At 36.9% G+C, this 18,506-nt stretch carries 24 protein-coding genes; 4 read left to right on the forward strand and 20 right to left on the reverse strand.

The window, feature by feature from the left end:
• Positions 1-7: 7 nt before the first annotated feature.
• The 4 genes from EA772_RS02175 to EA772_RS02190 form a co-directional block, all read right to left on the reverse strand.
• Positions 8-1,000 carry an ABC transporter ATP-binding protein gene (locus EA772_RS02175; RefSeq protein WP_116169315.1) on the reverse strand — a complete coding sequence of 331 codons (993 nt, stop codon included), beginning with the start codon at positions 998-1,000 and terminating at the stop codon, positions 8-10.
• 119 nt (positions 1,001-1,119) lie between these two features.
• Entirely contained in the window at positions 1,120-1,914 is a 795-nt protein-coding gene (locus tag EA772_RS02180; RefSeq protein WP_010601058.1) for an outer membrane beta-barrel protein, read from the reverse strand.
• Between the two features lie 85 nt (positions 1,915-1,999).
• On the reverse strand, positions 2,000-2,749 hold the full coding sequence (locus tag EA772_RS02185; RefSeq protein WP_124911037.1) for a hypothetical protein: 750 nt from the start codon (positions 2,747-2,749) through the stop codon (positions 2,000-2,002).
• A complete protein-coding gene (locus EA772_RS02190; RefSeq protein ID WP_010601060.1) occupies positions 2,730-3,299 on the reverse strand; it encodes an RNA polymerase sigma factor in 570 nt (189 codons plus the stop codon). Before EA772_RS02190 ends, EA772_RS02185 begins: the two co-directional genes overlap by 20 nt.
• A 282-nt stretch (positions 3,300-3,581) precedes the next feature.
• On the opposite strand from EA772_RS02190, the gene EA772_RS02195 reads away from it, so the two are divergent.
• On the forward strand, positions 3,582-3,941 hold the full coding sequence (locus tag EA772_RS02195) for a DUF1304 domain-containing protein (protein WP_124911038.1): 360 nt from the start codon (positions 3,582-3,584) through the stop codon (positions 3,939-3,941).
• A 52-nt stretch (positions 3,942-3,993) separates the two neighbouring features.
• On the opposite strand, the gene EA772_RS02200 is transcribed toward EA772_RS02195, so the two are convergent.
• Positions 3,994-5,199: an SAM-dependent methyltransferase gene (locus EA772_RS02200; protein WP_124911039.1), complete on the reverse strand. Its 1,206-nt coding sequence runs from the start codon at positions 5,197-5,199 to the stop codon at positions 3,994-3,996.
• A gap of 283 nt (positions 5,200-5,482) precedes the next feature.
• Here EA772_RS02200 and EA772_RS02205 point away from each other — a divergent pair, with 283 nt between their 5' ends.
• From EA772_RS02205 to EA772_RS02215, 3 genes are read left to right on the forward strand one after another with little or no spacing between them, the layout of a single operon-like run.
• Positions 5,483-7,219, forward strand: coding sequence for a GMC family oxidoreductase (locus EA772_RS02205; RefSeq protein ID WP_116169310.1), 1,737 nt, complete (start codon positions 5,483-5,485; stop codon positions 7,217-7,219).
• Positions 7,220-7,230: 11 nt separating this feature from the next.
• Entirely contained in the window at positions 7,231-7,866 is a 636-nt protein-coding gene (locus tag EA772_RS02210) for a gluconate 2-dehydrogenase subunit 3 family protein (RefSeq protein WP_124911040.1), read from the forward strand.
• Between the two features lie 20 nt (positions 7,867-7,886).
• Positions 7,887-9,311, forward strand: a complete 1,425-nt coding sequence (locus EA772_RS02215) for a TlpA disulfide reductase family protein (protein WP_124911041.1) — start codon at positions 7,887-7,889, stop codon at positions 9,309-9,311.
• Between the two features lie 52 nt (positions 9,312-9,363).
• On the opposite strand, the gene EA772_RS02220 is transcribed toward EA772_RS02215, so the two are convergent.
• The 15 genes from EA772_RS02220 to rplF all read right to left on the reverse strand — a co-directional run bounded on the left by EA772_RS02220 (position 9,364) and on the right by rplF (position 18,490).
• On the reverse strand, positions 9,364-10,194 hold the full coding sequence (locus tag EA772_RS02220; RefSeq protein WP_124911042.1) for a glycoside hydrolase domain-containing protein: 831 nt from the start codon (positions 10,192-10,194) through the stop codon (positions 9,364-9,366).
• Between the two features lie 86 nt (positions 10,195-10,280).
• The gene (rplQ, locus tag EA772_RS02225) at positions 10,281-10,811 is read right to left on the reverse strand and encodes a 50S ribosomal protein L17 (protein WP_010603291.1); all 531 of its coding nucleotides are present in this window, start codon (positions 10,809-10,811) and stop codon (positions 10,281-10,283) included.
• Positions 10,812-10,932: 121 nt separating this feature from the next.
• Entirely contained in the window at positions 10,933-11,925 is a 993-nt protein-coding gene (locus EA772_RS02230; RefSeq protein ID WP_056848536.1) for a DNA-directed RNA polymerase subunit alpha, read from the reverse strand.
• Positions 11,926-12,010: 85 nt separating this feature from the next.
• Positions 12,011-12,619: a 30S ribosomal protein S4 gene (gene rpsD, locus EA772_RS02235; RefSeq protein ID WP_010599884.1), complete on the reverse strand. Its 609-nt coding sequence runs from the start codon at positions 12,617-12,619 to the stop codon at positions 12,011-12,013.
• A 62-nt stretch (positions 12,620-12,681) separates the two neighbouring features.
• Positions 12,682-13,071 carry a 30S ribosomal protein S11 gene (gene rpsK, locus EA772_RS02240; RefSeq protein ID WP_010599885.1) on the reverse strand — a complete coding sequence of 130 codons (390 nt, stop codon included), beginning with the start codon at positions 13,069-13,071 and terminating at the stop codon, positions 12,682-12,684.
• 151 nt (positions 13,072-13,222) lie between these two features.
• On the reverse strand, positions 13,223-13,600 hold the full coding sequence (gene rpsM / locus EA772_RS02245) for a 30S ribosomal protein S13 (RefSeq protein ID WP_010599886.1): 378 nt from the start codon (positions 13,598-13,600) through the stop codon (positions 13,223-13,225).
• Positions 13,601-13,669: 69 nt separating this feature from the next.
• Positions 13,670-13,786: a 50S ribosomal protein L36 gene (gene rpmJ, locus EA772_RS02250; RefSeq protein ID WP_010599887.1), complete on the reverse strand. Its 117-nt coding sequence runs from the start codon at positions 13,784-13,786 to the stop codon at positions 13,670-13,672.
• A gap of 1 nt (position 13,787) precedes the next feature.
• Complete coding sequence (infA, locus tag EA772_RS02255; RefSeq protein WP_010599888.1) at positions 13,788-14,006, reverse strand: translation initiation factor IF-1; 219 nt, start codon at positions 14,004-14,006, stop codon at positions 13,788-13,790.
• A 71-nt stretch (positions 14,007-14,077) separates the two neighbouring features.
• Positions 14,078-14,863, reverse strand: a complete 786-nt coding sequence (gene map / locus EA772_RS02260) for a type I methionyl aminopeptidase (protein ID WP_124911043.1) — start codon at positions 14,861-14,863, stop codon at positions 14,078-14,080.
• Positions 14,864-14,956: 93 nt separating this feature from the next.
• Positions 14,957-16,297: a preprotein translocase subunit SecY gene (gene secY, locus EA772_RS02265; RefSeq protein WP_010599890.1), complete on the reverse strand. Its 1,341-nt coding sequence runs from the start codon at positions 16,295-16,297 to the stop codon at positions 14,957-14,959.
• Between the two features lie 7 nt (positions 16,298-16,304).
• Positions 16,305-16,751, reverse strand: coding sequence for a 50S ribosomal protein L15 (gene rplO, locus EA772_RS02270; RefSeq protein ID WP_010599891.1), 447 nt, complete (start codon positions 16,749-16,751; stop codon positions 16,305-16,307).
• A 102-nt stretch (positions 16,752-16,853) separates the two neighbouring features.
• The gene (gene rpmD / locus EA772_RS02275; protein ID WP_010599892.1) at positions 16,854-17,033 is read right to left on the reverse strand and encodes a 50S ribosomal protein L30; all 180 of its coding nucleotides are present in this window, start codon (positions 17,031-17,033) and stop codon (positions 16,854-16,856) included.
• Between the two features lie 4 nt (positions 17,034-17,037).
• Positions 17,038-17,556 carry a 30S ribosomal protein S5 gene (gene rpsE, locus EA772_RS02280; protein ID WP_010599893.1) on the reverse strand — a complete coding sequence of 173 codons (519 nt, stop codon included), beginning with the start codon at positions 17,554-17,556 and terminating at the stop codon, positions 17,038-17,040.
• Positions 17,557-17,573: 17 nt separating this feature from the next.
• The gene (gene rplR / locus EA772_RS02285; RefSeq protein ID WP_010599894.1) at positions 17,574-17,927 is read right to left on the reverse strand and encodes a 50S ribosomal protein L18; all 354 of its coding nucleotides are present in this window, start codon (positions 17,925-17,927) and stop codon (positions 17,574-17,576) included.
• 5 nt (positions 17,928-17,932) lie between these two features.
• Positions 17,933-18,490 (reverse strand): 50S ribosomal protein L6, encoded by a 558-nt coding sequence (gene rplF, locus EA772_RS02290; protein WP_010599895.1) that lies wholly within the window; start codon positions 18,488-18,490, stop codon positions 17,933-17,935.
• Between the last annotated feature and the right edge of the window lie 16 nt (positions 18,491-18,506).

The following is an 18,506-nucleotide window of genomic DNA, read 5'->3' on the forward strand; positions in this document are numbered from 1 at the left end:
AATCATTCTAAAACTCTAAAAAACGACTAATGTTCAATTGAACGTGGTCGTTTTTTTTATGCTCTCCCCTATTCAATTGTAAAGCACGAACGGTTACGCCGTTTCTTTCCAATAACAGTTCATCATAGAAACCTTTGTAATAGACGTCTTTTACCTCAAAACGCCTGCTGCTCCAGTTGCTGCTGATCTCTGCCCACTCCGGGTAGAAAACTACATTTCCTGAAAAAGTTTTAAGTCCTATCTTTTCGGCATCGCCACGAGATAAAACGACAGCATTACCTAAAATTTGTGCCGTGTAAATATGCTTCGGATGCTGATAAATTTCAGATGGTTTACCCGTTTGTAAAAGTTCGCCGTTTCTTAAAATCAATAACTGGTCGGCCAGAAATAAGCCATCAGCCGGGTCATGAGAAACCAAAATAACTGTTACTCCTGTTTCTGCCGCAACACGTTTAATATCGGCTCTCAATTGATTTTTAAGTAAGGCATCTACCTGACTGAAAGGTTCATCTAACAATAAAACCTTCGTATCGGCAACCATGGCTTTGGCAATAGCAACACGTTGTTGTTCACCGCCACTTAGCTCTATAATTTTTTTATTTTGTAAAGGAAGTATGCGCAGATGCTCCATAATGGCCAAAGTTTTTTCGGCCTTGGTTTTTAAATCGGTATTGGATAATTGTGAAGCAATGTTATCATAAACTTTTGCATAAATATTCAATGAAAAATCCTGGGTAACCATTTTCATTTGTTTATGCCCGGGAATGAGTTGCTCATCAGGTCCTAAAACCCGCTTATCTTCAAAGAAAACATCCCCTTCATCGGTTTTCAACAAACCGAAAATCGATTTTAACAAGGTCGATTTTCCACTTCCGCTTTCGCCGATAATGGCAACCACATCACCACTATTAATGTCAAAACTAATATTTTTTATCCCCCCAGCCTGTTCTGATTGGTATTGTTTTGTTAAGTTTTTTACACTGATTATCGTATCGCTCACAGGGTAAATATAAAGCTTAAAGCAGAAAGACTAAAGCTTTAAAGAAAATGTTTTAAACAAAAAAAATCCTGTTTCGCCTAACCGAAACAGGATTTAACTTATTTGTGTGTTGTTATATTTTAATTTAAACCGAATGTTACGCCGAAGCTCATGTTTTTCAGGCCTGCCTGAGCCGCTGTATCGAACATATCGTTAAAATAGTATTTAGTAAATAAGCCTAACCCGCCGTAACCAAATCTGAATGAACCGCCGTAACGAACCGATTGAAAGTGATAGTTATCATATTGTTTCTGCTTTCCAAACTCCTCGCTGATTTGTTTAACCTTTCCACCCAATAAGAAACTTACTTCTGGACCTAAGATAAAGTAGAATCTTTTTCCTTTACGAGTTTCATTGGTGCGGAACTCAAAATTTAGCGGGATGTGCACATAACTGCTTGAAAAACGATTTTTAGAAAAATCAACATTTTCTGGAAGCGCAGTTAACGTAGGCAGGTTTTTTTGAATGGTAACATTATCTCTCAATCTGATCAATGTCCAGTCGAAACCTCCAGCTACATAAAGTTTAAAATTAGAGTTAAAACGATAGCCGAATTGTAAAACATCAAAAGAGAAAGTACTGGTTTTACCGCCGCGATAATCTAAAAATTCGTTATTTGGAGATAGATTAAAGCTTCCATTATCAATTAATCTCGAGAAGCCTAAATCAATTCGGGTAAAAGTTACCCCGCCTATGAACCTACCTTTTTTTGGATCGGTTTGAGTACTGTCTTTATCACCTCTGGTAATGGTAACAATACCATAATTTAAATCTTTTTTATTTTTCTTGGTACTATCTTGTTGAGCAAAAGCTCCCGGAGCAATAACACTAGCAAGTCCGCTTACTAAAAGTGTTGTAAATATTAGACGTTTCATATTTTGTGTGTTTATGTTTTGAATTTTGAATGAATGAATTATCGAATGATAGCGCTAGATGCTTGATTTTAATTTTTGAATCTGATTACTTTTTCCTTTTACCAAACTTAAACGGCCCAATGTTGATCGAGGAGATGGAAGAATCATCATCATCCGTACGGAATTGGATAAATTTATCTTTTCTTTTATCAACCTTATTTACAATCAGGTTTACCACATCGCCAACATTTCGGATGCCTTTATTATCTGATTGGTTATCCTCTCCTGTCACTTCATCTGCCTTAACAGCTGTAGCAGTAGATGCAATTACAGTTTCTTGAGTTACTCTTGAAACCGCATCTTCAATTTTTGCCTTGATGTCTTCTTTAGGTTTTTCCACCTGAGCCATCATGGTTTCCTGTTTCTGCATTTCAGGAGCAGAAATTATTTTTTGCTTTTCTACAGGTTTTACGATTTCTTTAATCTCGGTTTTTGCAATAGCCTGAGCGGGCTTCGCAGTAACTGGTAAAGCTGGTTCAACTCTCTGCGTTACGGCTTCAACAACTTCCACAGAATCTTGAACAGGTTGCGTTTCAACAATAGGTTTTGTACTTTGTTCAACATTATTTGCAAACTGTTTTGGCTCAACATCTTGCTGTTGGTAAACTAACATTCCAACTGTTGCCACTACCAAAACTGCTGCTGCAGCTAACCAGTAAACCGGAACAATCCTTTTTTTCTTTGGTTCAATTTCGCTTTCGATATTAGTCCATAAGTTTCTCGATGGCGTAATCTCTGCCTCTTCGAAAGCATCTTTAAATAACTTATCAAAATCCTTATCCTGTATAGGTTGCATAACCAAATCCCTCCATTTTTATAATTTCTTCTTTTAAAATTGCTCTGGCTCTCGACAACTGCGATTTGCTAGCGCCTTCAGAGATACCTAATGTTTCTCCTATTTCTTTGTGCGAATAGCCTTCTATGGCGTACATATTAAAAACCATGCGATAACCATCAGCCAATTTTTGTATCACTTTCATCAAATCCTGCATGCCCAATGTTCCGAAATCAAACCCTGTTGATGGTTGCTCATAGGCCTCGTCAATCTCTACCACATTCAGGCTCCTTAAATTTTTGCGGTAGCTTTCAATGGCAGTATTCACCATTACTCTCCTAATCCATCCTTCAAAGGAACCTTCACCCCGGTACTCTTTAATTTTTTGAAAAACTTTGATATAACCCATTTGTAATACATCTTCAGCCTCCATTCTATCTTTTGCGTAGCGCATACAAACCGCCAGCATTTTCGATGCAGTTTGCTTGTAAAGCAACTCCTGCATCTTCCGGTCGCCTGCTTTGCAGCCCTCCATCAAATCGTTTATCGTATAGCTCCGCGTCAATTTCATTGTGTGTTTGTATATAGAAGATGGAAGATTACAAACATTGGTTGCATCAGTAAGTAAAAAAAGTTAAATAAAAGTTAAAACAAACTTATCCCGCTGATTACCAAAGAGATAATATTTACAGAAATTTTCTGAAAGATATAGCTTTTTAAATATTAAAGCAATGAGAGGAGATTTTTAGGTAGGAGATTTGCTTTTCTACAATCCGTATAAAGAATCAGTACAGTTATCCAATAGCAGAACTGCCTTATTTATTGTATCTTCAAAGCACCAAAACAAGTTAAAATGCAGTTAGCAGCACAAATCATGATTGGCCTGGTTGCCGCCATTCACATTTATATCATGTGGTTAGAGATGTTCGCATGGACGACAAAAGCACCTAAAGTTTTCAAAACCATCCCTAAAGATTTATTCCCACCAACAAAAACATTGGCGGCAAACCAGGGCTTGTACAATGGTTTTCTGGCGGCTGGTTTAATTTGGTCACTTTGTATTAGCAATCATCACTGGAGATTATATGTTGCGATATTTTTCTTAACCTGCATAGTTATTGCCGGCATTTACGGTGCTACCACCGCTAGCAAGAAAATTCTTTATGTTCAATCCATTCCTGCTTTGGTAGCAATCATTTTATTGCATTTATAAATGCATATATATATTTTATAATATCGACCAGATTCATTCGGCTAAGCCCAACTTATAAACCGAGCAGACGCTCTAGATGATGATACCCAATTCCAAAATAGGCTTTACTATCTTTAATTCTTTGTAGCAATACTTTCTGTTCCTCACTTATCTGACTTCCGACTAACGACTTAGGACTTCTCTTAATCCCAACTACCAGCACATTCTTTGGGGTATGCGCATCAGAAATAAATTCGAATACTTTAGTTTTATAACCAAAATACTCTAAAATCAAGGCTCTAATTCCATCCGTCACCATTTCGGCCTGACGTTCTAAAAAGATGCCATATTTGGTTAAAAAAGAAACGTCATTTTTCACTTTGTGCTGTTCTATTTGCCTACGGATCTGTTTATGGCAGCAAGGAGCAACCACAATTAATTCAGCATTAGCTTTAATACCTTTAAAAATCGCATCGTCAGTAGCCGTATCGCATGCATGAAGTGCAATTAATAAATTAACGTCATCCGCATGGTAGTCTTCAATTGTTCCCTGAACAAAGTTCAATTTACTGAAGCTTGATTTCCTGGCGACATCGTTACATAAATCAACCATATCCTGACGATATTCCACACCAACAACTTCAGAATCTAGTTTTAGAACGGAATGCAAATAATCATACAAAGCAAAAGTTAAGTAGCCTTTTCCCGAACCCATATCCGCAACTTTTTTAATGGTACCATTGGGTAATTCTTTAATCAGGGAACTTAAAATTTCGATGTAATGATTAATCTGCCTATATTTATCCTGTGCGTTTTTAAACACTTTTCCATCGGCATCTGTAATTTTTAATTCGGTTAAATATGATTTTGAATCAGCTGTGATTAGTCTTGATTTTTCCTTATCATGGCTCGCAGCAGGAAGTTCTTTCGCAGAAGCTTTTGCTTCCCGTAATACAACCTTACCATTATTTAACTGTTCCAGGATTAAATCTTTCTCAGTAGTAAACAACGTACCTATTTTAAAACCCGTATTCAGGTATTCCGAAATCAGGCGAATACCTTCATGTAAACTATAGTTTTTAAAAACATCACGCGTTTGGTAGCGATAGGTAAAAGCCAGTCTATCTTCGCGTTTGATAGTCACTTTACGAACATGAATTTGCTTCAACGCATTTTCCTTCCCTTTATAATTCCCTAGCGAAACCTTAACAAAAATTTGGGCATTGAGGCTTTGTGTTAAAGCCGATGTAAATTGTTCTAAATGTGCTGAAAATACCATCGATAAATTTTAAACCACAAAGATAAACCAATTTATCTGCAGAACCGACTGTAGAATCGAATGTAACAATTGAGCGACTTTTTGTTAGCGGAGATATCAGAATCTGACTAAAAAAATCTGTTAAAAATTGATTTTCGATCGGTTGGGAAAAGATTCAGCTAATACGATTTAGGAATATCACTATGCAAGATATTATCTGTAATCATTCCAAAATCACCGATCGCTTTTATTTCAAAAAAATTAGCTTTAGATTAGAATATCAATTCATTTCTAACCAATTTTCATGAGTGACTTTCAGATAAAAAAATCGCCAACTGTTTACGATGCTATTATTGTTGGATCGGGAGCAGGTGGTGGTATGGCAGCCTATGTTTTGGCAAATGCCGGACAAAAAGTTTTAATGCTTGAAGCGGGGCAATATTTCGATCCGAGATTAGATGCCCACCAATTGAAATGGCCTTGGGAATCACCCCGTAGAGGTGCAAGTACCGTTCGTCCGTTTGGAGATTTCGACGCTTCCTATGGAGGTTGGGAATTAGAGGGAGAACCCTATACCACTAAAAACAAAACTGAATTTGAATGGTTCCGCTCAAGAATGCTGGGTGGTAGAACAAATCACTGGGGTAGAATATCTCTGAGAATGGGGCCATTGGACTTTCAGGCGAAGGATGGATTAACTGATGATTGGCCAATCACTTACGATGATGTAAAACCATTTTATGATAAAGTTGATCGCATGATTGGCATCTACGGAACCAAAGAAGGATTGCCTAATGAACCCGACGGGATTTTCATGAAACCGCCAAAGCCTCGTTTAACGGAACTTTTTATAAAAAAAGGAGCAGATAAAGCCGGAGTGAAAGTAATTGCCGGTCGTGGCTCCGTACTTACTGAACCATTACCCAACAACAGCGATAGGGCTCCATGTTTCTATTGCGGCCAATGCGGCAGAAGTTGTAAAGTTTACGGCGATTTTTCTTCGTCATCCTGCCTGGTCATCCCGGCGGTAAAAACAGGGAACTTAACCGTGATTACCGAGGCTATGGTGCGTGAAGTGATTACTGACAAAGATGGTTCAGCTAAAGGTGTTTCTTATGTAAATAGAAAAGATTTACAAGAATACCAGGTTAATGGAAAAATGGTTATCCTTGGTGCCAGTGCCTGTGAATCTGCCCGTATTTTACTGAATTCAAAATCTTCAGCACATCCTAATGGTTTAGCCAATAGTAGTGGTGTTGTTGGTAAATATCTTCACGACTCTACAGGAGTAAGTGTGTCGGGATTTCTTCCACAGTTAATGGATCGCAAACGGTATAATGAAGATGGTTTAGGCAGTGTTCACATTTACTCACCCTGGTGGCTGGATAATAAAAAACTAAATTTCCCACGCGGTTATCATATCGAATACTGGGGTGGAATGGGAATGCCTGCTTATGGCTTTGGCGGCGGCGTGGCGCAAATGAACGGTATGGTTCCAGGCCGGGATGGGAAAATGAAAGATGCGGGAGGTTATGGTAAATCATTAAAAGATGACTACCGCCGTTTTTATGGTACAACGGTGGGCATGGCTGGCCGGGGAACTGCAATTGCCCGTGAAGACAATTATTGTGAAATAGATCCTAATGCGGTTGATAAATTCGGTATTCCGGTTTTGCGTTTCCATTATAAATGGGCAAAGGAAGAGATATTGCAAGCGAAACACATGCAGGATACTTTCTTAAACATGATGAAAGAAATGGGTGGCGTAGTCACATCTGAAATTCAAGGCCCTGAAACCAATTATGGTTTACTCCCTCCCGGCAAAATTATCCATGAAGTGGGAACCATACGTATGGGCGACGATCCTAAAAAATCTGCTTTAAACAAATATTGTCAGGCGCATGATTGCAAGAATTTGTTCGTAGTTGATGCTGGTCCATTTGTACAACAGGGCGATAAAAATGCGACCTGGACAATCCTGGCACTCTCGATGCGCACCGCTGAATATATTTTAGCTCAAAAGAAAAAACAAAACATTTAAAGAATTGCAATATGAACAGACGTGATTCCCTAAAAGCAATTGGCTTAACTGCAGTAAGTACAGCGGTATTGTTAGAGGCTTGCAAACAACCCGATACAAAAACAGAAGTTGCAACAACTCCTGATGAAACAAACAAAGAAGCTGGACGAGAACAGTGGGAAATTGACCGGGATAAAAGACTGAAAGCTGAAACTTATTTTACCAAACATGAAATGGCTACGATCACGGTTTTGGCAGATATTATTATCCCGAAAGACGATATTTCTGGAAGTGCATCAGATGCTAAAGTGCCAGAATTTATTGAATTTATAGTAAAAGATATTCCAGAACACAAAGTACCTATGCGTGGTGGTTTAAAATGGCTCGATGTTTATTGTTTCAACAAGTTTAGTAAGTCTTTTATCGATGCCTCTTCAGATCAACAAATTTCGATCATCGATGAAATTGCCTATCCTAAAAAAGCGAAACCTGAGGTTCAGGCAGGAGTTACCTTCTTTAATAGAATGCGAAATTTAACCGCTTCTGGCTTTTACACAACAGAAATTGGTGTAAAAGATATTGGTTATGCAGGCAATGCGCCAAACCAGTGGACGGGCGTTCCACAGGATGTATTGAAACAATATGGAATGGAAAATGTGAAAGTTTAACCCTCTACTTACTTACTAAAATGAAAAAATTAACGCTCTTATCTTTTTGCCTGTTATTTGCGGTTCTGGCTTCCGCACAAAATAAAGCTTCTATGGAAGACTATGCCTTAAACTTCAATGGCTTTCAAGGAGCTCGCGATAAGTATCCAGACTCGGCAATCAGGTATCTTCAGGCATTAGCCACAATTCGGCCAGATGCTGCCGAAGAATTACTTCATGAAAGTTTTGCTCAATCGTTCATCCCTCGTGATGAGGAAAAATACCGAACCGATCCTGCTTTTTTAGCAAGCTTAAAACGGATGAATATGACGGTAGACTCTGCACTGAAAATAACTCGGGAATCGGTAAAAAACGCCTATATTATTCTGGAAAAGTTAGAAAATGATACAAGTCAATTCATTAAAGAGATGGTTTTTCCTATTTCTTATTGGATACAAGCGCAAAAGAATTTTTCAAATCCAGAAAACCTAAAAGAAATTGGAAAAGCTTATATAAGTTATTTGAAAGGAACCAACAATTTTTATACTCAACGCAAAGCAAGATATGCTTTGATGATCGCTAGGTTAATGTACAATAATGATAAACTTCGGCCAGATGCAGATCAGGTCATTAAACTCATTTATAACAACCTACAAGATCATCAAGTAAATGAAGATCTGACTACCATCCAAAGATCTATTAATGAGAAACGAGCCTGGTACAGGTATATGTTTGCCTACTGCAACTTTATTATGTCACAGGATGCAAAATTAACTCAAGATCAAAAGCTAGGATATTTGAAGCTGGCATATGAACATAGTCCTGATATTTTAGACAAGACGGTTTCTCATGCGTACTTTTATGATATGATTTTTCTATTCGGAAATGAAAAATATTCTTTTGAAGAGGATTATTTGTCTGCTCTTGGAAGTGATGAAGAAAAATTTAAAACGGTTATGGCAATGTCTATGAATAATCCCTCATTTAAAAAAAAGGCAAAGGCATTGTATAAAGGTAAAATCAATTTTGGTGATTATTGGCTAAATGAGTTTAATAAGAAGTTCCAACAAGCACCATTATTTTCTTTAACTCAAATCGATAGTAATCAATACGTTTCAGGGAAAAACAAAGAACAATGGACTTTAATTGATTTTTGGGGTACCTGGTGTTCGCCATGTAGACAGGAGCATCCTGATTTGCAGAAACTTTATCTTAATACAATGCAAGGAGAAATGAAAAACTTAAATATCATTACCATTGCGAGTAACGATCGGGAGCCTACTGTAAAAGAATATATGAAGAACTTAAATTATACTTTCCCGGTTGTCATGTCTGACAATCAGATTGAAAGAAAATATAATGTTTCCTCCTGGCCATCGAAATTTTTAGTTAGTCCGCAAGGAAAATACGTTGTCATCCCCTTTAATGTAGACTGGCAAAAATATATCGCTGATTACATTAACTAAATTAGCTATTGCCTGTTTTCATTGAATATAGGCGATAGTTTCTTTCAGGTATTTATCTCGAATGATATTTATTAAATCTTTTTTGAAGATCTCTTCTGCCGTCTTTCCTATCGATTGGCGTTACAAGCAAGCTAAAGTTAAAAGTCAATTCATCACCTGCACTTAATGAAACAACTCCGGTAGAAAACTCGGTCAACATTGAGCTACCTTTAATGTTAACTTGCATCGTTCCTTTATCATCATTTCTCCAGCCATTTTGAGCTGATAAGGTTTCCGATTTTTTTGACTGATCTATATTGATATACAAGGCAGCATTGTCATTCCCTATCAACACCGCTGGACTGATTTTATCAGCCAGTTTCCAGCTCCATTTTACGGTATCCGGCCTTAAGTACCCATGGTTTCCTAGTCCAGTCAAATATTTGGCAGCATTCTTTTCAAACGGAATGTGAAAGTTGATCGTTGAAAACACAACAGCCTTTAATGCCTTGATTCGTACACGGAGATCCACAAATCCATCTTCACTCATTTTAGCCCGTACATATTGAGAAATATTGTCAGAGGAACTCGTAGCATGCCAAACCACAGAATCGGTTGTATTCGAGATAATATCGAATGTACTGATCACCAATTTCTCCTGTGTTTTGGGAGAAGTGAAATAATGAAAATGGATGGGTTCATAAAGCAAATTTGTTGGCTTAAAACCAAATTTGTTAAACTCCCAATCGTAATAAGACTTTATTTGCTTTGGAAAACCATCGGCATTGATTTCTAATTCCCGACCATAAATAGAAATAACTTTGTTTATAATTGAAATAGGTTTCTGCTGAGCTGAAGCCGAAAAACTTAAGAAGGCTAAAATAAAAAAGATTGATCTGGCCATTTTTTAAGGTTAGAATAAAATTAAATATAAACAAAAAAAGTCCTGCACTTTCGCACAGGACTTCTAAAATTTTAAAGGGGAAAAACTTATTCTCCTTTTGGCTCTTCAGTAGCTGGAGCTTCTTCAGTTGTAGTTTCTGGAGCAGCTTCTTCTGCAGTTTCAGCTTTCGCTTCAGCAGCCTTAGGAGCAGCAGCTTTACTTCTACCACGACGAGTTGTTTTCTTCTCTTCTTTAGCCTCTACATCTTTACCGTAAACTTCGTTATAATCTACCAATTCAATTAAAGCCATTTCAGCATTATCACCTAAACGATTATTTAATTTAATGATACGAGTGTAACCACCTGGACGATTAGCAACTTTCTCAGCAACCTCGCGGAACAAAATAGTTACTACCTCTTTATCTTGTAAGTAAGAGAAAACTGTACGACGTGAGTGAGTAGTATCATTTTTTGACTTAGTGATAAGTGGCTCAACATACGTACGTAAAGCTTTAGCTTTAGCTAAAGTTGTAGAAATTCTTTTGTGCTTGATTAGTGAAGTAGCCATGTTAGCTAACATCGCTTTTCTGTGGCTGTCGGTTCTGCCTAAGTGATTAACTTTTTTACCGTGTCTCATTGTTTTTAAATTAAGTGTATACCGTCTCTGTCTCAGAGGGAATTATACACAGTGAAAATTAATTAATTTTCAAATCTCAATTTCAAATTTCCAAACTGAAAACTATCAACTGAAGATTGAATTATTCTTCGTCTAATTTGAATTTAGACAGGTTCATACCAAATGATAAACCTTTTGATTTTACAAGTTCTTGAATCTCTGTTAAAGATTTTTTACCGAAGTTTCTGAATTTTAACATGTCAGCAACATCGTAAGAAACCAAATCAGCTAAAGTACGGATATCAGCAGCTTTTAAGCAGTTTAATGCTCTAACTGAAAGATCCATATCCACTAATTCAGTTTTAAGGATTTTACGCATGTGTAAAATTTCCTCATCAACTTCTTTAGTTTCTTCTTTTGCCTGAGATTCTAACACCAAGTTCTCATCAGAGAATAACATAAAGTGTTGGATAAGAATCTTAGCCGCCTCTTTTAATGCTTCTTCCGGATGAATTGAACCGTCAGTTGAAATGTCTAATACCAATTTCTCATAATCCGTTTTTTGTTCAACACGGAAGTTTTCAATTGTGTATTTTACGTTTTTCATTGGCGTGTAGATCGAATCGATCGCGATAACACCTACAACAGCATCAGCAACTTTATTTTCTTCAGCAGGTACATAACCACGTCCTTTATTGATGGTTAATTCCACTTCTAAAGTCACAGATTTATCCATATTGCAAATTACATGCTCAGGGTTTAATACTGTAAAGTTGTTAGAGAATTTAGTGATATCACCAGCCTTGAATTGATCTTGACCATTAACAATGATGAAAACTTTTTCAGCATCACCAGAATCACCTGTTTTCTTAAAACGAACTTGTTTTAAGTTTAAGATGATATCAGTTAAATCTTCTACAACACCTTTCATGGTAGAAAACTCATGCGAAACGCCTGAAAAACGAATAGTAGTAATAGCATAACCTTCTAACGAAGAAAGTAAAATTCTTCTTAAGGCATTACCAATTGTTACACCGAAACCGGGCTCTAAAGGACGAAATTCAAATGTGCCATCGAAATCTGTTGATTTCTGCATGATCACTTTGTCAGGTTTCTGAAATGCTAAAATTGCCATTTATATTTTTTTAAATTCGTTATTGAATATATAGTAACAAGAAAAAAGTTAATTACCCTTTCGAGGTAATTAACTATCTTATTTATTACTTTGAGTATAACTCGATGATTAAGTTTTCCTTGATGTTTTCAGGAATCTCATCACGTTGTGGGTAAGTTAAGAATTTACCAGTTAATTCACTAGCATTCCACTCTAACCATGCGAACTTGTTAATGGTTCTGCCTGCAACTGAGTTACTAATTGATTCTAAAGATTTTGACTTTTCACGAACCGCAACCACATCACCAGCTTTTAACTGATATGAAGGGATATTTACAACTTCACCATTCACGGTTACGTGTTTATGGCTAACTAACTGGCGTGCACCAGAACGGGTTGTTGCAATACCTAAACGGTAAACTGTGTTATCTAAACGTGCTTCTAACAATTGAAGTAAGTTATCACCTGTGATACCTGCACGTGAAGATGCTTTTTTAAACAAGTTACTGAACTGCTTTTCTAATACACCGTAAGTGTATTTTACTTTTTGTTTCTCCATTAACTGGATCGCATACTCAGATTGTTTTCCTCTTCTTTTTGAAACGCCATGTTGGCCAGGAGGATAATTTTTTCTGTCTAACACCTTATCAGGACCGAAGATTGGTTCTCTGAATTTACGGGCGATTTTTGATTTTGGGCCTGTATATCTTGCCATTTTTTTTCTGTTTTTAAAGTATCATTCAGCCTGTAACTGAAGATTCTTAGCTTTAAAATTAATTAAACTCTTCTCTTTTTAGGAGGACGACATCCGTTGTGTGGAAGTGGAGTAATATCTTTAATAGATGTTACTTCAATACCTGCTACTTGCAAAGTTCTGATTGCAGATTCACGACCTGAACCCGGACCTTTTACAAAAACTTCAACTTTACGTAAACCTAAATCAAATGCAACTTTACCGCAATCTGAAGCTGCTTGACCAGCTGCATACGGCGTGTTCTTTTTAGAACCTTTAAAGCCCATTTTACCAGCAGAAGACCATGAAATAGTCTGTCCGTTGTTGTTAGTTAACGTAACGATGATGTTGTTGAAAGTAGCATTGATATGTGCCTGACCAACAGGCTCAATTACAACGATACGTTTTTTTGTTACTTTTTTACTCTTAGCCATTTTATCTTTTAGATTTTAGATATGAGACTTGAGATATGAGACTTTCTCTACCCCGATACTCAGTATCCTACTTTTTCTTATGTTCCAGATTTCGAGCAGATTTTAAAGATATGGTACTCATATCTTAAATCTCACATCTCACATCTATCTATTACTTAGTAGCCTTTTTCTTGTTAGCAACTGTTTTTCTCTTACCCTTACGAGTACGTGAGTTGTTTTTAGTACGCTGACCACGAGAAGGTAAACCTTTTCTGTGACGTAAACCACGGTAACAACCAATATCCATTAAACGTTTGATGTTTAACTGAACCTCTGATCTTAAAGCACCTTCTACTTTAATTTCATCGTTAATCATTGTACGGATAGCTGATAATTCATCATCAGACCAATCTTGCACTTTTTTGTTAAGATCGATACCTGCAGTAGTTAAAATACGTTGTGCAGTAGTTCTACCAATACCATAGATATAAGTTAAACCAATCTCTCCTCTTTTGTTTCTTGGTAAATCAATACCTGAAATCCTTGCCATATTTATTTATTTTTTACGTAATTCCGAACGGCGGGCCACCGTTGTACGGTATATTACAATATTTTCTAATTACCCTTGACGTTGCTTGTATTTCGGATTTTTCTTGTTGATAACGTAAAGTTTACCTTTACGGCGAATAATCTTACAATCAGCGCTACGTTTTTTAATTGATGATCTAACTTTCATTTTATTTGTATCTATAAGTGATGCGTCCCTTTGTTAAATCATAAGGAGACATCTCTAGTTTTACTTTGTCACCAGGTAAAATTTTGATGTAGTGCATCCGCATCTTACCTGAAATGTGAGCAATAATCTCATGTCCGTTCTCAAGTTCTACTCGGAACATCGCATTTGATAATGCTTCTCTTATTACTCCGTCTTGTTCAATTGAGGCTTGTTTAGCCATATTTTATTGATTGTTACTTAATTAGCTGCTTCTAAACAGGGTTGCAAAATTAAATAAAAAATTTTAATTATTTATTTTTTTTGTTGTAAAACTTTTTCTATCATCGAAAACGTAGATAGAACATCTGCTTTTCCCCTTCTAATTGCTACTGTGTGTTCAAAATGAGCTGATGGCTTATTGTCTTTACTGGTAACCGTCCATCCATCATTATGAAACTTTACACCTGCAACGCCGGCATTGATCATGGGTTCTATTGCAATCACCATTCCTTCTTCAAGTTTTGGTCCTGCCCCACGCTTTCCATAATTCGGAACTTCTGGTTTTTCGTGAAGTTTCACGCCAACACCATGTCCTACTAATTCTCTTACTACACCAAATCCATTTCCCTCTGCGTATTGTTGAATGGCAAAGCCAATATCTCCGGTACGCATCCCAACTACAGCTTTCTCAATGCCTAACTCCAGGCAGTGCTTAGTAACCTCAACCAGCTTTTGCTTTTCATCATCAACTTCTCCGATTGAAAAAGTATAGGCTGAATCGCCAAAATAATTGTTTTTAATTACGCCGCAGTCTACTGAAATTAAATCACCTTCTTGTATAATGTACTCGCTTGGAAAACCATGAACAACTTGTTCATTAGGCGAAATGCATAAAGAATTTGGGAAACCGTTGTAGTTTAAAAATGCAGGAATCGCTCCATTGTCATTAATAAACTCATAAGCTAGCTTGTCTAGGGCTAAAGTAGTCATGCCTGCTTTTATCACTTTTGCTACTTCAGCTAAAGTTTTAGAAACAAGCATGGAACTTTCTCTTATTAGCTCAATCTCTTCAAGAGATTTGTAATAAATTTTAGACATTCATTTAACGTTTTGAATGCGTGAATTATGAATGAGTAAACCACTTAGCCAAGCTTTCACTCATTCTATCCATTCAAAATCAAATAGTTTATCTTACAACGCTGCATTGCTACTCGCGGCAGGAACTCCTGTTCTGCCGGTAACTCTACCCGTCTTCATTAATCCATCATAGTGACGCATTAATAAATAACTTTCAATCTGCTGTAAAGTATCCAAAACAACACCTACTAAGATCAATAATGATGTACCACCAAAGAAATGAGCAAACTCTTGTTTAATACCAAACTTAACAGCGATGGAAGGTAAAATAGCAATGATCGCTAAAAATACCGCACCTGGAAAAGTGATTTTTGAAATCACATCATCAATAAAAGTTGATGTTGCAAAACCTGGTTTAACACCTGGAATAAAACCACCATTTTTCTTCATATCGTCACTCATTTGAGTTGGATTTACTGTAATAGCAGTGTAGAAGAAAGTAAATGCAATAATTAAAAACGCGAACGTTAAGCTATAAGCCAATGAAGTTGTATTGCTAAATTGAATTAACCATGATCCTTGCAATGAAGGAACAAATTGCGTTAATGCACCAGGAATAAACATCAAGGCTTGAGCAAAGATGATAGGCATTACACCAGCGGCATTAACCTTTAAAGGAATGTACTGACGAACACCACCAAACTGACGGTTACCAACAATTTTCTTAGCGTATTGTACAGGTACTTTACGTACACCTTGAACAATTAAAATGGTAAACATTACTACAGCAAAAAGTGCAACAATCTCTAAAACCAAAGCAACCGGGCCTCCACCTTCACTGGCAGAACCCACACGTGCACTAAACTCTTGAGAAATTGCAATAGGTAAACGGGCAATAATACCAACCATAATGATTAGTGATGTACCGTTACCAATACCTTTATCAGTAATTTTTTCACCTAACCACATTACGAATAATGTACCTGCTGTTAATACAAACGTAGATAACACTAAAAATAAAGTATTTGGTAATAAAATAGCTTCTGCCGGAACTTGCGTTTTAACGTAACCTACAGATTGAACGATTGTAATCGCTACCGTTAGATAACGAGTGATCTGGTTCATTTTCTTTCTACCACTTTCGCCTTCTTTTTGCATTTTTTGGAAAGAAGGAACAGCAATACCTAATAGTTGCACCACAATTGATGCAGAGATATAAGGCATTACCCCTAATGCTAAAATAGACACACGAGAGAATGAACCTCCGGCAAACATATCTAGTATGCCTAAAAGTCCTGATTTTTCGTTAGTGCCTAAAGCAGTTGGATCTACACCTGGTAAAACCACGTGAGATACGAAACGGTATACCAAAAGAATTAAGAGCGTAAACAATATACGCTCTTTTAATTCTTGAATTTTCCAGATATTACTTAAAGTAGTAAATAGCTTCTTCATTTAATAATTACAATTTTACAATTGAACCGCCTGCAGCTTCGATAGCTTTTTGAGCAGTTGCAGAGAATGCATGTGCAGTAACTTCTAATTTTACTTTAACCTCACCGCGACCTAAGATTTTAACTAAGTCATTTTTTGAAGCTAAACCATGTGCTTGTAAAGCAGCGAAATCGATAGTTGTTAAGCTGTGTTTCTCAGCTAAAGTTTGTAATACATCTAAGTTTACGCCAACATATTCTGTACGGTTGATTGGTTTGAAACCAACTTTAGGCACACGACGTTGTAAAGGCATTTGACCACCTTCAAAACCGATTTTGGTTGAGTGACCTGAACGAGAACCCGCACCTTTGTGACCACGAGTTGAAGTACCGCCACGACCAGAACCTGTACCACGACCAATTCTTTTGTTGTTTTTTGTAGAACCTACTGCAGGTTTTAAATTACTTAAATTCATTTTTTTGAATTTGTGTTGCCCTTCGCTTTCACTAAACAGGTACAACGATTAAACATATATAAAGCTAGCAAAGGTGTATCCTCTACTAGCTTTAAACTTTTATTAAATTGCTTCGATAGCTACTAAGTGATTCACTTTGCGAACCATACCGATAATTTGCGGTGTAGCTTCTACCTCAACACTTTGATTCATTTTAGATAAACCTAAAGCTTGAACGGTTCTTTTTTGGCGCTCGCTTCTGTCGATAACGCTTTTTACTTGTGTTATTTTGATCTTAGCCATGATATTATCCGTTAAATACTTTGTTTAAATCGATACCACGAGTTTGAGCTACTGTATAAGCATCACGCATTTTTGTTAATGCATCAACAGTTGCTTTTACCACGTTGTGTGGGTTTGATGAACCTTTAGATTTTGCCAGTACGTTATGAACGCCAGCACTCTCTAATACAGCACGCATCGCACCACCTGCAATTACTCCAGTACCTACTGCAGCTGGTTTGATTAAAACAAAACCACCTGAGAATTTACCGATTTGCTCGTGAGGAACAGTACCATTTAAAATTGGAACTTTTACCAAGTTCTTTTTAGCATCATCCACACCTTTAGCGATTGCTTCAGTTACCTCTTTCGCTTTACCTAAACCGAAACCAACAACACCGTTTTCATCTCCAACAACAACAATTGCTGAGAAGCTGAAAGTACGACCACCTTTGGTTACTTTGGCAACACGTTGTATACTAACCAAACGATCCTTTAATTCGATATCGGTGGTTTTAACTCTTTTTATATTGATAGTTGACATCTTACTTTTTCTTCAGATTAAAATACTAAACCAGCTTCGCGAGCACCTTCTGCTAACGATTTTACACGACCGTGGTATAAATAGCCATTTCTATCGAAAACAACTTGTTTAACACCTGCAGCAATTGCTTTTTCGGCAACTAATTTACCTACTGCAACTGATTGGTCTGATTTACTTCCAGTACCAGCAAAATCTTTCGATAATGATGATGCTGAAGCTATTGTTGTACCGGTTACATCGTTAATTACCTGCGCATAAATCCCTTTATTGCTTCTATATACAGATAACCTTGGACGCTCTTCCGAACCGGTAAGTCTTTTTCTGATCCCTTTTTTAATACGATCTCTTCTTGATAATTTTTTACCTGCCATGATTACTATTTTTTAGATGCTGATTTACCTGCTTTTCTTCTTAACACTTCACCTACAAACTTGATACCTTTACCTTTGTATGGCTCTGGTGCACGTAACGAACGGATTTTCGCTGCTACCTGACCGATCAATTGTTTGTCAATACTTTCTAAAATGATTTTAGGCGTCTGACCTTTTTCTGAAGATGTAGTTACTTTAATCTCTTCTGGTAATTGGAATACATAGTGGTGAGAATAACCTAAAACTAGATCAAGTGTATTACCTTGGTTTGTCGCACGGTAACCAACACCTACTAATTCCTGAGTTAATTTATAACCTTCTGTAACACCAACAACCATGTTGTTAAGCAATGAGCGATATAAACCGTGTAATGCTTTGTGTTTCTTTTGTTCTGATGGACGTTGAACTGTTAAAATTCCATCTTCTTGACTTACAGTGATATCTGAATCTACTGCTTGTGTTAATTCACCTTTAGGGCCTTTTACTGTAACAACGTTATCATTTGATACCGTGATTGTAACTCCTGCAGGGATTGTAATTGGGGCTTTTCCTATTCTTGACATTGTGCTGTTCTCCTAA

The sequence above is a fragment of the Pedobacter sp. G11 genome, from assembly GCF_003860265.1.
GTDB classification, from domain to species: Bacteria; Bacteroidota; Bacteroidia; order Sphingobacteriales; family Sphingobacteriaceae; genus Pedobacter; species Pedobacter agri.

Excerpts from the sequence above, each read along its gene's own strand:
- EA772_RS02180 (WP_010601058.1), bottom strand. The coding sequence starts at position 1,914 with ATGAAACGTCTAATATTTACAACACTTTTAGTAAGCGGACTTGCTAGT.
- EA772_RS02185 (WP_124911037.1), bottom strand. The coding sequence starts at position 2,749 with ATGCAACCTATACAGGATAAGGATTTTGATAAGTTATTTAAAGATGCT.
- EA772_RS02190 (WP_010601060.1), bottom strand. The coding sequence starts at position 3,299 with ATGAAATTGACGCGGAGCTATACGATAAACGATTTGATGGAGGGCTGC.
- EA772_RS02195 (WP_124911038.1), top strand. The coding sequence starts at position 3,582 with ATGCAGTTAGCAGCACAAATCATGATTGGCCTGGTTGCCGCCATTCAC.
- EA772_RS02200 (WP_124911039.1), bottom strand. The coding sequence starts at position 5,199 with ATGGTATTTTCAGCACATTTAGAACAATTTACATCGGCTTTAACACAA.
- EA772_RS02205 (WP_116169310.1), top strand. The coding sequence starts at position 5,483 with ATGAGTGACTTTCAGATAAAAAAATCGCCAACTGTTTACGATGCTATT.
- EA772_RS02210 (WP_124911040.1), top strand. The coding sequence starts at position 7,231 with ATGAACAGACGTGATTCCCTAAAAGCAATTGGCTTAACTGCAGTAAGT.
- EA772_RS02215 (WP_124911041.1), top strand. The coding sequence starts at position 7,887 with ATGAAAAAATTAACGCTCTTATCTTTTTGCCTGTTATTTGCGGTTCTG.
- EA772_RS02220 (WP_124911042.1), bottom strand. The coding sequence starts at position 10,194 with ATGGCCAGATCAATCTTTTTTATTTTAGCCTTCTTAAGTTTTTCGGCT.
- rplQ (WP_010603291.1), bottom strand. The coding sequence starts at position 10,811 with ATGAGACACGGTAAAAAAGTTAATCACTTAGGCAGAACCGACAGCCAC.
- EA772_RS02230 (WP_056848536.1), bottom strand. The coding sequence starts at position 11,925 with ATGGCAATTTTAGCATTTCAGAAACCTGACAAAGTGATCATGCAGAAA.
- rpsD (WP_010599884.1), bottom strand. The coding sequence starts at position 12,619 with ATGGCAAGATATACAGGCCCAAAATCAAAAATCGCCCGTAAATTCAGA.
- rpsK (WP_010599885.1), bottom strand. The coding sequence starts at position 13,071 with ATGGCTAAGAGTAAAAAAGTAACAAAAAAACGTATCGTTGTAATTGAG.
- rpsM (WP_010599886.1), bottom strand. The coding sequence starts at position 13,600 with ATGGCAAGGATTTCAGGTATTGATTTACCAAGAAACAAAAGAGGAGAG.
- rpmJ (WP_010599887.1), bottom strand. The coding sequence starts at position 13,786 with ATGAAAGTTAGATCATCAATTAAAAAACGTAGCGCTGATTGTAAGATT.
- infA (WP_010599888.1), bottom strand. The coding sequence starts at position 14,006 with ATGGCTAAACAAGCCTCAATTGAACAAGACGGAGTAATAAGAGAAGCA.
- map (WP_124911043.1), bottom strand. The coding sequence starts at position 14,863 with ATGTCTAAAATTTATTACAAATCTCTTGAAGAGATTGAGCTAATAAGA.
- secY (WP_010599890.1), bottom strand. The coding sequence starts at position 16,297 with ATGAAGAAGCTATTTACTACTTTAAGTAATATCTGGAAAATTCAAGAA.
- rplO (WP_010599891.1), bottom strand. The coding sequence starts at position 16,751 with ATGAATTTAAGTAATTTAAAACCTGCAGTAGGTTCTACAAAAAACAAC.
- rpmD (WP_010599892.1), bottom strand. The coding sequence starts at position 17,033 with ATGGCTAAGATCAAAATAACACAAGTAAAAAGCGTTATCGACAGAAGC.
- rpsE (WP_010599893.1), bottom strand. The coding sequence starts at position 17,556 with ATGTCAACTATCAATATAAAAAGAGTTAAAACCACCGATATCGAATTA.
- rplR (WP_010599894.1), bottom strand. The coding sequence starts at position 17,927 with ATGGCAGGTAAAAAATTATCAAGAAGAGATCGTATTAAAAAAGGGATC.
- rplF (WP_010599895.1), bottom strand. The coding sequence starts at position 18,490 with ATGTCAAGAATAGGAAAAGCCCCAATTACAATCCCTGCAGGAGTTACA.